Annotated in this window: 2 protein-coding genes and 1 pseudogene; 1 reads left to right on the top strand and 2 read right to left on the bottom strand. The window is 75.3% G+C overall.

The annotated features are described in order from the left end of the window. Positions 1 to 225, top strand: a pseudogene (locus tag AOQ37_RS37425) (IS110 family transposase); the annotation flags it as partial. Positions 226 to 230: 5 nt separating this feature from the next. Here AOQ37_RS37425 and AOQ37_RS37420 read toward each other — a convergent pair. Both AOQ37_RS37420 and AOQ37_RS37415 read right to left on the bottom strand, forming a co-directional pair. Continuing rightward, a complete protein-coding gene (locus AOQ37_RS37420; RefSeq protein WP_062651556.1) occupies positions 231 to 4,136 on the bottom strand; it encodes a type I polyketide synthase in 3,906 nt (1,301 codons plus the stop codon). Then, the gene (locus tag AOQ37_RS37415; RefSeq protein ID WP_062651554.1) at positions 4,129 to 12,726 is read right to left on the bottom strand and encodes a non-ribosomal peptide synthetase; all 8,598 of its coding nucleotides are present in this window, start codon (positions 12,724 to 12,726) and stop codon (positions 4,129 to 4,131) included. Before AOQ37_RS37415 ends, AOQ37_RS37420 begins: the two co-directional genes overlap by 8 nt. Between the last annotated feature and the right edge of the window lie 321 nt (positions 12,727 to 13,047).

Below are 13,047 nucleotides of genomic sequence, written 5' to 3'. Positions count from 1 at the left end.
AAACGTTACAACCGGCGCCTGCGCTGGTTGTTCTACATGTCCGCGCAGTCGTCGATGATGCGGACGGGCCCCTCCCGGGACTACTACCTCAAGAAGCGGGCCGAGGGCTTGATCCACACGCAGGCGCTTCTCGCGCTCGCCCGACGCCGGGTGAACGTGCTCTGGGCGATGCTGCGTGACAAGAGGCTCTTCACCTCCGCCCCACCAGTCACGCAGACGGCTTGACACGGTCATTGAGATTCTCCTGGACGGTCGGGGCCCCCGGGGGGCGTAACGGGTACGGGCGCGGTGGGATCGGCGGTGGGTGCGGGCGCGGTGGGATCGGCGGTGCCGCGCAGTGCCTTGGCGACCGCCGTCCCGATCAGGGCGAGGGGCTCGGGTTCGGTCATCTCGTAGTGCCCGCACGGCACCCGGTGGTCGTGCAGGGCGCCGCGCACGTGGGCACGCCAGGCGTCCGCCTTGCCGGGCTGTACGGCGAGGTCGCCGGTGAAGTCCGTCGCCGGTTCGTCGTCGGCGCTGAAGAACAGGACGTCCCCGTGGAAGACACCGGGCTCGAACCGGGGGGCGAGGCGCAGGTTGTTGCGCATGACGTCGGCGACGGCGGCGGCCTGCGCGCGGTCGACCGGAGAGGCGGCGGGGTCCGCCGTGACCTTGGCGTCGATGAGGTCCAGGACGGTCGCCACCGCGGGCGGGCCGCCGTCCGGGGGCACGGGCAGGCCGGTCACCCGCATCAGCAGGGCCGCCACCTGGCGCTCGGCCGTCCCGGCGTCGTACGCGCTCGCGTACGGCTGCGGGGCGTCCAGCATGGCCAGCAGTTCCACCCGCTCCCCCTGTTCCTGGAGCGCGCAGGCCATCGCGTGGGCGACGAAGCCGCCGTAGGACCAGCCCAGCAGCCGGTAGGGGCCGTGCGGCTGGACCTCGCGGACGAGATCGACGTAGGAGGCGACCATGGCGGGGGCGTCGGCTGCGGGCGGCCGGGTGCCGTCGAGACCGGCGGCCTGGATGCCGTACACCGGCTGGTCGCCGCCGAGGTGGGGCAGCAGGCCGGTGTAGCGCCAGGAGACGCCCGCGCCGGGGTGGACGCAGAACAGCGGTGCGGCGGCGCCCTCGCGGCGCAGCGGCAGCAGGGGGGCGAGGGCGTTCGCGGTGCCGCCGGGCGGCTGGTCGTCGGTGTCCTCGGTGGCGGCGAGGACACCGGCGACGGTCGGCGCGGCCAGCAGGGTGGCGGCGGGTACGTCGAGCACCCCGGCCCGGCGGAGCCGGCCGGCCAGCAGGACGGCCCGCATGGAGTCGCCGCCGAGGTCGAAGAAGTTGTCGTGGACGCCGATCCCGCCGATGCCGAGGGTCTGCTCCCACAGCTGGGCGACGGCCTGTTCCCGCTCGGTGCGCGGCGGCACGGCCTCGGTGGTGAGCCGGGGCCGGGGCGCGAGGTGCGGCTCGTCCCGGACCGTGTCCGAGGTGTCGGACGCGGTGGAGCGGGCGCCCGGCGCGTCGATCCAGTGGCGGTGGCGTTCGAAGGCGTACGGCGGCAGCGGCACCGGCCGCGGCGTGCCCGGCACCGGCGGGAGCGCGGTGTCCGCACCGGCGGACCACAGCCGGCCCAGCGCCTCGGCGAGGACGAAGCCGTCGCGGGCGTCGGCCTTGGCGTGCCGCATGGTGGTGACCGTCACCGGTGTGTCCGGGTCCAGTTGGGCGGCGGCCAGTCGGGTCAGGGTGTCCGCCGGTCCGATCTCCACCAGGACCGGGCGCCCGCGCTCCCACAGGGCCGTGACGGCGTCGGTGAACCGCACGGTGCGGCGGGTGTGGTCGAGCCAATGGCGGACCGAGGTCGCCTGGGCGTCGGTGATCCAGGTGCCGGTGACGCTGGTGACGAACGGGATGCGGGGCGGGCGCAGGGTGACGCCGCGCAGGTGCCGCTCGTACGTCTCCAGCACCGGGTCCAGGACGTGGGAGTGGGCGGCCGCCGGTATCCGCACCCGGCGGAACGGGAGGTCGCGGCGGGCGAGTTCACGCTCGAAGCGGGCCACGGCCTCCTCGTACCCGGCGACGGTGCAGGCGGCGGGACCGTTCACCGCGGCCAGGGACAACTCCTCGTCGAGCAGCGGGAGTACCTCCTCGGCCGGGGCCGCCACTCCGACGGTCGCTCCGCCCGCACCGCTGATCAGCCGGATCCGTTCGGTGACCAGGGGCAGCATGTCCGCGAGGTCGATGACCCCGGCCAGGCAGGCCGCCGTGTACTCGCCCAGGGAGTGGCCGATGAGCGCGTCGGGGCGGACCCCGGCGGCCATCAGGGTGCGGGCGAGGGCGTACTCGGTGACGACCAGGCCGAGGAAGGTGGCGGTGTGGTCGGCCGGTGCGCCCTCGAAGAGGGAGGTGCGCAGGTCGGTGCCGAGGACGGGGCGCAGGACGCGGGCGCACTCGTCCACGGCGTCGCGGTAGACGTCCTGGTCGCGGTACAGCTCGGCGCCCATGCCGGGGTACTGGGTGCCGCCGCCCGGCAGCAGGAAGGCCACCCGGGCGGGTTCGTCCGGCACGGCCGGGGTGGCGGGGGCGGCGGCCCGCAGGGCGGACAGGGCCTCCTCGCGGGAGGCGGCGCTGACGGTCAGGCGGTGGCGCAGGGCCGGGCGGGTGGTGCGCAGCGAGTGCGCCACGTCGTCGAGGCGCAGGTCCGGATGGCGTTCCAGGTGGTGGGCGAGGGCCTGGGCCTGACCGCGCAGGGCGCCGGCGGTCCGGGCGGACAGCGGCAGCACCAGGCGGCCGCCGTCCTCGGGGGCGCGCGGCGGTGCGGGCGCGGGAGCGGGGGCCTCCTCCAGCACGACATGGGCGTTGGTGCCGCCGATCCCGAAGGCGCTGACCGCGGCCCGCCGGGGGTGGCCGTCGGCGGGCCAGTCCTCCAGCGCGGTGGGGACGCGGAACGGTCCGGCCGCGAAGTCGATGAGCGGGTTGGGCCGGTCGAAGTGCAGGCTGGGCGGGATCTGCCGGTGTTCCAGGGCGAGGACCGCCTTGATGAGCCCGGCGATGCCGGCCGCCGCGCCCAGATGGCCGATGTTGGTCTTCACCGAGCCCAGCGCGCAGTAGCCGCGCCGTCGGGTGGACTCCCGGAACGCCTCGGTGAGCGCGGCCACCTCGATGGGGTCGCCGAGGCGCGTCGCGGTGCCGTGCGCCTCGACCAGGCCGATGGTGTCGGCGTCCACCATCGCCTGGGCCTGCGCGGCCAGCACGACCTCGGTCTGTCCGGCGGAACTGGGCGCGCTGAAGCCGACCTTGCGCCGTCCGTCGTTGTTGACGGCGCTGCCCCGGATCACGGCCCGGACGTGGTCGCCGTCGGCGAGGGCGTCCGCCAGCCGTTTGAGGACGACCGCGCCGACGCCGTCCCCGGAGGAGGTGCCGGCGGCGTCCGCGGCGAACGCCCGGCAGTGTCCGTCGGGCGAGAAGGGCCCGTCGGGTACGTGCCGGTAGCCGAGCGCCGCCGAGGGGTTGAGGGAGACGGCGGCGGCCAGGGCGGTGTCGCAGCGGTGGTCGAGCAGGTCCTGGCAGGCGGTGTGCACGGCGACGAGAGCGGTGGAGCAGGCCGTCTGGAGGGAGACGCTGGGGCCGGTCAGACCCAGTTCGTAGGAGATGCGGGGGGCGAGGGTGCCCAGGGAGTTGGCGGTGGCCGCGTGCACCAGCTCGACGGAGCCGGGCTGTCCGGCGTGGCGGGGGTGGACGTGGGCGGGGTAGTACCGGCTGTCGCCGGCACCCGCGTACACGCCGAAGGTGCCGTGATCGGTGCCGGGTGCGAGGCGGCCCGCGTTCTCCAGGGCGTGGTAGGCGGTCTCCAGCAGCAGGCGCTGCTGGGGGTCGACCACGGCGGCCTCGGCGGGCAGGTAGCCGAAGAACGCGGAGTCGAAGCGGTCGATGCCCTCGACGACGGAGGCCATGCGGATCAGCGACGGGTCGTCCAGGTCGCGCGGGTCGCCGCCGGCGGCCAGGAACTCCTCGTCGGTCACGGGTCGTACGGCTTCGCGGCCCGCGGCCAGGTTGTCCCAGAACGCGTCGAGGTCGTCGGCGCCGGGAAACCGGCCGGCCATGCCGATGACGGCGACGGCCGGCAGGTCCTCCTCCGGTGTGTCCAGCGGCCCGTCGGTCTCATGCATGGCCTTGGCCCTTTCCGTTCCGTGCGGAGCGGCGGGTCCGGGCCGCGCGCTGCCGTCGTGCCTGTTCCTTCGCCCGGTCCAGCCCGCTCGGCGGGTCGGCTGCGGCGTCGGTCGGGTCCCCGGGGTCCGTCGTACGGCCGACGAGGTGGCGGGCCAGGTCGCGCACGGTGGGGTGCGCGAACAGGTCGACCACGGTCAGCTCGCAGCCGAACTCCTGGTTGACGGCGCTCTGCGCGCCGACCAGGAGCAGGGAGTTGCCGCCCAGGTCGAAGAAGTTCTCGTCCCGGCCGACGCGGTCGCGGTGCAGCACCTCGCACCACAGCTCGATGAGCCGTTGTTCCAGGGCGTGGACGCGTCCCCCGGTGTCGTCGGCGGCCTCCGGGCGTTCGGCGCTGCCGGCGGCGCGCAGCACCCAGGGGGCGATGCCCGCGGCGTCGGCGGCCGCCCGGTGCAGGGCGCCGAGGTCGGCGCCCTCCTCCAGCGCTACGCGGGCGGCCAGCCGCCGTACCTGCCGGGCCGGTTCGGCGACATGGCTGCGGACCCAGGGGGCGGTGCGGTCGGCGCCGATCAGGAGATGGGGTTCGTCCAGGGTGCGGGCGAGATCGAGGGAGCGCAGTGCGGCGGCCGCGTCCAGTACCCGGTAGCCGCGTGCCTCGGTGAGGGCGGTGAGACCGTAGCCGCTGCTCATGCCCCGCTCGTGCCACATGCTCCAGGCCAGGCTCTGCGCGGGCAGGCCCCGGGCGCGGCGGTGCAGGGCGAGCGCGTCGAGGTAGGCGTTGGCCGCGGCGTAGGCGGTGTTCATGGCGCCGCCGAACCAGCCGTTGACGGAGGAGAACAGCACGAACGAGGTCACCGGACGGTCGGCGCTGACCCGGTGCAGGGTCCAGGCGCCGTGCGCCTTGGCGTCCAGCGCCGAGCGCCAGGCGTCAGGGTCCAGGTCGCCGACGGGCCGCTCCACGAGTGCGCCGGCCAGATGCCAGACCGAGGTCAGGGGGACGCCCCAGGCCCCGGTGGCCTCGTCCACCGCCGCCCGCACCCGGTCCTCGTCGGTGACGTCGGCGCACGCGTAGCGCACGTCGCCCAGTTCTCGCAGCCGCCCGAGGGTTGTGCCGTCCTCGGGCAGCGGGCTGCGGCCGATCAGGAGCAGGCGGGTGCCGGGGGTCTCCAGCAGGTGGGCGGCCAGCGCGCCGCCGACTCCGCCGAGCCCTCCGCTGACGAGGTGGAAGCCGTCGGTGGCGGGCGGTTCCCTGCGGTCGGGCGCCTCGGGCAGCGGGGCCAGCCGGCGCGCGTACCGCCGTCCGCCGCGGTGGGCCACCTCGGTGTCCACGGGCGGCTGCGCCGCCTCCGCCGTCACGAGCGGTACGGGGTCGGTGTCCCGTTCGACGTCCAGGTGGACGCAGCGCAGCCCCGGTGCTTCCTCCCGCAGCGACTTCAGGACCGCGCCGGCCATGGCCTGGGCCGGGGCGGGCGCTTCGCCCGTACCGACCGCCTGGGCGTCCACCGTCACGTGGAGCAGGTCGGCCGGGCGGGTGCCGAGGGCCCGGGCGAGCGCCAGCAGGGTGCGGGCGGCGGACTCGTCCGGGGCCGCGTCGCCGCCGTGCGGGGCCGTGAGGTGGACGACGGCGTCGACCGGCCGCTCGTCGGCGGCCGCGTCCCGCAGCAGCGCCGTGTGGTCGGTGTCCTCGACGGGCCGGATCCGGTAGCGGGCGGCGTCGAGGCGTTCGTAGGACGGTCCGTCGGTGGCGACGGTGCAGCGGGCACCGTCGGCGCGCAGCACCCGGGCCAGCCGGTCGGCGAGGGCGTGGGTCCCGGGGCCGTCGCAGGCCAGGACCAGGGTGTGCCGGCCGGGCGGCAGGACGCGCGGGGCGCGTGGGGCGGCCGGCTGCCACACGGGCTTCAGGAACCAGTCGGGCAGGGTGGCGGCGGTGCCCAGCAGGAGGTGTGCCTCGCGGACGGCGTCGTCGAAGTCTCCCGCCTCGAAGCTCTTGCGCAGCTTGGTCCGCTGGATCTTGCCGATCTCGGTCTTGGGGATGTCGCCGGGGCCGACCGGGACCAGGAAGGCGGGGCTGACCCCGATCTCACGGGTGACCTTGCCCGCGATCTCCCGCAGCGCGGCCGCGCGGTCGGGCACGGGGGCGAGGTGGAAGAACAGGGCGAGTTCGTCGGTGGCGGCGGTCGCGTCGGAGCGGACCGCGCAGGCCGCGGTGAAGCTGCGGACGACGGCGGGCAGTTCCTCGACGCAGGTCTCGATCTCGTGGCTGTAGTGGTTGACGCCGTTGACGATGATGACGTCCTTGGCGCGGCCGGTGATGAACAGCTCGCCGTCGCGCAGGAACGCCAGGTCGCCGGTGTCGAACCAGCCGTCGTCGGTGAACGCCTCGGCGTTGGCCGCCGGGTTGTCGTGGTAGCCGCCGGTCACGGAGGTGCCCCGGACCTGGAGCCGGCCGGCCTCGCCCTCGGTGAGCACGGTGTTGTCCTCGCCGACGACGCGCATGGCAAAGCCGGGGTAGGGCAGGCCGCAGCTGACGAACGTCTCGTCGGTGCCGGGCGGTTCGGCGGGCAGCACCGCGTCCGTGACCACCGAGCAGGTCTCGGACATGCCCCAGCCGGGGTGCATCACGTCCTGCGGCAGTCCGAAGGGCCGCAGCGCGTGCAGGAAGCCGCGGGCGGCGGCGGCCACGACGACCTCACCGGCGTTCATCACCAGCCGCATCGGGGTCAGGTCCCAGTCGCGGTCCGCGAAGCGCGGGGCCTGTCCGGCGAGCAGCCCGAAGGCGAAGTTGGGGGCCCAGGTCACGCTGACCCGGTGCCGGTGGGCGAGGTCCATCCAGCGCGTCGGGTCCTGGAGGATCCAGGAGGTGGGTGCGTGGATCTGCCGGCAGCCCAGATACAGGTCCCGCAGGTGGAACATGACGACGCCGGTGACGTGGTCGAGCGGGATCCAGTTCAAGGTCACGTCGTCGGCGCCGAGTCCGTTCATGGCCTCGGTGGCGGCGGAACGGGCCAGGACGTTGCGGTGGGTCAGCCGGACGGCCTTGGGCAGGCCGGTGCTGCCCGAGGTCATCAGCATCAGGATGAGGTCGTCCGGCCGGGCCGCGTACCAGTCGCGGTCCTCGGGCGCGTCCCGCAGGGCGTCGGCCGTGGTCAGCTCGAGACCGGACCCGCCGTCGTGGCCGATCCGGTCGCGCAGGCCCGCCTCCAGCGCGGGCGAGCAGACGATCCAGGGCCGGCCGAGCATCCGCCAGATGCCCTCCAGTTTGGTGAGGGCGGCCGAGGGGGTGGCGTAGGAGGCGGGCACGGTGAGCGGTACGGCGACGAAGCCGCCGAGGATGCAGCCCCACAGCACCGCGAGGAAGTCCTCACCGGCATCGCACTGGAGGATCACCTGGTCGCCGGGGCGCAGTCCGGCACGCCGCAGTCCGGCGAGGACCCGGGAGGCCTCGGGGACGAGGGAGGCGTAGTCACGGCGGGTCTCGCTGCCGTCGGGGTGGACGTGCACGATGTCGCCCCGAGCGTGGTCGGCGGCGCGTACCAGGGCCTGGGCCCAGGTGGCCACGGTCGGTTCGGCCTGCGCGGGGCCCTCGCTGAGGGCGGGCCGCGTCCCGGCCGCCCCTCGGGTGCCGCCGTCGGACGCCGGTGCGGCGCGGCGCGGGGCTGCGGCGTGCCTGCGGGCCAGTTCCCGCGGGGTGTCCTCGACCCCCGCCTCGGCGGCGCCGACGCCGGTGACGCGGGCGAGGCGCTGTTGCCAGGCGTCGGCGGCGGCGCGGTCGACGGCGGGCAGGGCGGTGAGGGCGGCCTGGTCGAGGGCGCCGTCGGCGTCGCGGGGCAGGGTGCTGACGGCGGTGACGCCGACGGTCGGGGTGCCGGTGCGCTCCAGCAGGCGTTCGACGGCCTCGGTGGCCTCCGCGCGGCCCGGTACCACGAACAGCCGGGGCGGTCCGCCGTCGGCCGCGGGCAGCGCGACGGCGTCGCGGATGCCGGGCACCGACCGGGCGGCCTCGGCGAGACCCGCGGTGTCGGGTCCGGGTTCCCCGGCCGGTGCGCGCGGCGCGGGCGCCGGGAGCCCGCCGAGCCGTGTGTCCGGGTCGGCGCTCACGGCGGCGAGCAGCCGGCCCAGGGCGCGGGCGAACTCCTCGGCGGTGGACGGGTCGTACAGGTCGGTGGCGTACTCGATGTGCAGGTCCAGGCCGTCGGGCGTGCCGTCGGCGGTGTGCCGTTCGAGGACGTCCACGAAGAGGTCGAACTTGGCGGTGCCGGTGGCGGTGGGCCGCAGCAACGTCGGGTGTCCGTCGAGGCGGAGTACGGCGGGCTCGTTGTTCTGGAGGGCGAGCATGACCTGGAACAGCGGGTGCCGGCCGGGCCGACGGGGCGGGTTCAGTTCGTCGACCAGCCGGTCGAAGGGCAGTTCCTGGTGGCCGAGCGCGGCCAGGTCGCCGGGCCGGACGCGGGCCAGCAGTTCACGGAAGGCCGGGTCGCCCGAGGTGTCGGCGCGCAGCACCAGGGTGTTGGTGACCAGGCCGATCAGATCGTCCAGGCCGGGTTCGGAGCGCCCGGCGACGGGGACGCCCAGCACGATGTCCGCACCGGCTCCGCAGCGGGTGAGCAGGGCGCTGACGGCGGCGTGCAGCAGCATGAACAGGCTGGCGCCCTCGCGTTCGGCGAGGCCGGTGAGGTCGCGGTGCAGGGCGGCGGGTACGTGCTCGGTGACATGGGCGCCGTCGCGCGGTTCCGTCGGCCGGGGCCGGTCGCCCGGCAGGGTGCACTCCTGCGGAGCCGAGGCCAGCGCCTGCCGCCAGTAAGCGGTGAGCCGCTCGGCGTGTCCCGTACCGTCCGGCCCGGGGGCGAGCAGAGCACGCTGCCAGAGCGCGTAGTCCGCGTACTGCGGCGGGGGCGCGTCCCACGCCGGGGCGGTGCCCGCGCGGCGTGCCGCGTAGGCCCTGCTCAGGTCGTCGGCGAGGGGCCGAAGGGACCAGCCGTCGGCGGCGCTGTGGTGCAGCAGGAGCAGCAGGGTCCGGTCCTCACCGGTGCCGAACAGCCAGGCCCGCAGGGGAGGTTCGCCGGTGAGGTCGAAACGGTGACGGGAGGCGGCGGCCAGGTGCGCGCCGATCTCCTCGGCGGGGCAGTCCACGGCGGGCAGCGGCGGGCGCGGCCCGCCGGCCGGCAGGATCCGCTGGTACGGCGTGCCGTCGTGGTCGGCGAGCACCGTGCGCAGGATCTCGTGCCGGTCGGCGAGGTCGCCCAGCGCGGCACGCAGCGCCCCGGTGTCGGCGGTGGCGCCGAGCGGCACGACGAGCGGGATGTTGTACGTCGCCGTGGAGCCGTCGAGCCGGTTCAGGAACCGCATGCGTTCCTGGGCGTAGGACAGCGGGACCCGCTCGGGGCGGGGCCGCTCGCCGAGAGCGGGCCGGCCGGGAGCCGTGCCGGGTCGGCCGTCGAGGAGCCGGGCGAGGGCGGCGGGCGACGGACCTTCGAACAGGGCGGTGATCGGCACGTCGGTGCCGGACGCGAGGCGCAGCCGGGCCAGCAGCCGGGTGGCGAGCAGCGAGTCGCCGCCCAGGTCGAAGAAGCCGGCGTCGATGCCGACGGAGTCCCGGGGCAGCTTCAGCACGTCCTCGAACAGGGCGCACACCAGCGCCTGTTCGGGGCTCGCGGGACGGGTGCCGGCCGCCGCGCCGGTGAGGTCGGGGGCGGGCAGCGCGTCGGTGTCCAGTTTGCCGTTGGCGGTCAGCGGCAGGGTGTCCATGAGCACACAGGCGGCGGGGACCATGTGCTCCGGCAGGTGGGCGGCCGCGTGGGCGCGCACCTCGGCCGCGGCGGGCGGTCGTTCACCGGTGCTCACGAGATAGGCGACGAGCTGCTCCGCGCCGTGGTCGGCACGGCGCACGACGACGGCGGCGCGGGCGATGCCGGGGTGCTCGGCGAGGACGGCCTCGATCTCGCCGGGCTCGACCCGGAAGCCGCGCAGCTGCACCTGCCGGTCGGCGCGGCCTAGGTGGTCGAGGGCGCCGTCGGCGCGCAGCCGCGCCAGGTCGCCCGAGCGGTACATGCGACTGCCGGGCGGGCCGTGCGGGTCGTCCAGGAAGCGCTCGGCGGTCAGTTCGGGGCGGCGCAGATAGCCGGGGGTCACTCCGGCGCCGGCGACGTACAGCTCGCCGACGGCGCCCGGCGGCACGGGCCGGCCCTGCGGGTCGAGGAGGTACACGCGCAGGTCGGCGAGCGGGGTGCCGACGATGCTGCCCCGGCGGGGGTCCGTCAGGTCGTCCGGGGTGAGGCGGTGGTGGGTGACGTGCACGGTGGTCTCGGTGATGCCGTACATGTTCACCAGGGCCGGCCGGTCGAGGCCGTGCCGGGCGGTCCACGGGCGCAGCCGTTCGGGCCGCAGCGCCTCCCCGCCGAACACGACGTAGCGCAGCGCTCCGGCGGTGGGCGCCTCGTCGGCGTCCACCAGCTGTTCGAAGGCGGACGGTGTCTGGTTGAGGACGGTGACACGTTCGTCGTGCAGCAGCCGCAGGAAGTCCCGTGGGGAACGGCTGACGGTGTACGGCACGACGACGAGCCTGCCGCCGTGCAGCAGGGCGCCCCAGATCTCCCAGACGGAGAAGTCGAACGCGTAGGAGTGGAAGAGGGTCCACACGTCGTCGGCGCCGAAGTCGAAGTGCTCGGCCGACGCCGCGAACAGCCGGACCACGTTGGCGTGCGGGACGGGCACGCCCTTGGGGCGGCCGGTGGAGCCGGAGGTGTGGATGACGTACGCGATCTGGTCCGGGCCGGTCGGTCCGCCGCGGTCGGCGTCGGTCAGGTCGGCGGCCGGGCGCGCGGCGAGGTCGGCGGTGACGGCGGGCTCGTCCAGGACGACGGCGGTGACGTCGCCGCCGAGGTCCGCGGCGAGGTCGCCCTCGGTGACCAGGAGGACGGGCGCCGCGTCCGCCAGGACCAGGCGCAGGCGTTCGGCCGGGTGGGCGGGGTCCAGCGGGAGGTAGGCGGCTCCGGTCTTGAGGACCGCCAGCAGTGCGGGCAGCAGCCGCGGGCCCCGGTGCAGCGCGAGGGCCACCGTCCGGCCCGGTCCCGCGCCGCGTTCGACGAGCAGCCGGGCCAACCGGTTGGCCTCTTCGTTGAGTTGCCCGTAGGTGAGGTGTGCGCCCTGGTGGGTGACGGCGATCCGTCCGGGCCGGGCACTCACCTGCCGCTCGAACAGCTCGGTGAGCGTGCCGGTGACCGGGAACTCGCGCACCGGCCGGCCGCTCGGGTGCTCGCCGGGCAGCAGCAGGTCCAGATCGGCGAGCGCGGTGGTGGGAGCCGCCCGCGCCAGCCGCCGCAGCAGCGCGAGGAACCGGTTCCCGTGCAGGGCGAGTTCGTCCTCCTCGTACAGGTGGGGGTTGGCGTCGAAGGCCAGCCAGAGAGCGCCGGGCCGGGTGCCGGGCCGGACGTTGATCTGGAGGTCGTCGACGGCGCCGCCCGACAGGTGGTGCCAGGTCGCCGTGCTGCCGGCGAAGTGCAGTTCCTCGGTGAAGGGGACGATGTTCAGCACGGGTCCGTGCAGGCGGCGACCGGTGCCGAGGAGGCCGAGGTCGCGGCGGATGAACTCGCCCCGGTACTGCTGGTGCCGTCGTAGTGCGGCCAGCTCGTCGGCGACCGTGCGCGCGAACTCCGCCAGGGCGGCGCCCGGTCGGGCGGTGACACGCAGGGGCAGCACGTCGGAGGCGGTGCCCGGGGTGCGCAGGGCGGCGCTGCCGAGCCGGCTCATGGTGGCCATGCCGAGGACGAGGTCGTCCGTACCGGTCATGCGGTGCAGGTAGACGGCCAGGGCGGTGGCGAGCAGGTCGGCGCGGGTGATGCCCAGGCCGGCGGCCGCGGCGGACAGCGCCTCTGCGTCCTGGGGGCCGAGTTCGGCGGTGTGGCGCAGGAACGGTGCGCGCGGCGGGGCCGTACGGCGGGTGAGCCGGGCCGGTTCCGGCAGGCCCGCCAGACGGCGGGTCCAGTGGTCGCGGTCACGGTCACGGCGTTCGGAGGCGAGGTAGGCGGCCTCCTCGGTCCGCAGCCGGCCGACGGGCGCGAAGCCGCCGGGACCTGGGTCGCGGCCCTCGGCCAGCGCGTTGTGGACGTCGGCCAGGCGGCGGCCGAGGAGCTTGTAGCTGTAGCCGTCGAGCAGGAGGTGATGAGCCCGAAGCAACCAGATGTGGCGGTCGGCGGCGAGGGTGAGGAGGGTGTGTGCGAACAGCGGGCCCTTGTCGGTGTCCACCGGGGTCGCGAGGTCCGCGCGGATCAGTTTCCAGGCGGCGGCCTCCGGGTCCGCGGCGTCGCTCACGTCGACCCGGTGCAGTGGCCAGTCGTCGGCGTCCGGCGCCGGACCGCAGCGGGGGCCGTCGTCGGTGTCCAGGAAGCGCAGCGCGAAGGTACCGGCCTCGGCGACCGTGCGGCGCAGCGCCGCCTCGAACAGCGCGGTGTCCAGACCGCCGTGGATCTCCACCGCCTCCGCGGTGTTGTACGCGGCGCTGTCGGGGGCGAGCCGCTGCGCGTACCAGAGACCTTCCTGGGCGCCGGACAGCGGTCGACGTTCGTCCTCGGGGAGAGACTCCTCGTGGAGTGACATAGCACAACCCTCACGTGGCAAGCCGTAACGGCCCGGCCGGAAAGAGCCCGGTCGGTCTGACAGGGAAGCGGCCCCGGCCCACCGGGCCGGCATTCACGGCCGCGCTCCGGGGACGTGGCCGTATCGCGGCCCACCGCCGGTTCACGAGGTCCTCACGCTGGGGCTTGCGGCCGAACCCGGTCAAGCCCGATCCGGCCCCGCGGACGGAATTCAGGTTTTTCCCTAAAGAACGCGGGTTCCGGGATAGCCGCGTCCGCGACGAACTTTAGGGAAAACACGAGACTTTCCCCGCTCGCTCCGCATCGGCTGGATTCGCACCGC

This window comes from Streptomyces maremycinicus (assembly GCF_001184025.1).
Taxonomy (GTDB): domain Bacteria; phylum Actinomycetota; class Actinomycetes; order Streptomycetales; family Streptomycetaceae; genus Streptomyces; species Streptomyces maremycinicus.
The sequence above is the reverse complement of the archived record's forward strand: the minus strand, read 5'-3'. Positions and strand labels throughout refer to the sequence as shown.

Bases quoted from the DNA above. Each gene is read 5' to 3' on its own strand.
- AOQ37_RS37420 (WP_062651556.1), bottom strand. From the start codon at position 4,136: ATGCATGAGACCGACGGGCCGCTGGACACACCGGAGGAGGACCTGCCG.
- AOQ37_RS37415 (WP_062651554.1), bottom strand. From the start codon at position 12,726: ATGTCACTCCACGAGGAGTCTCTCCCCGAGGACGAACGTCGACCGCTG.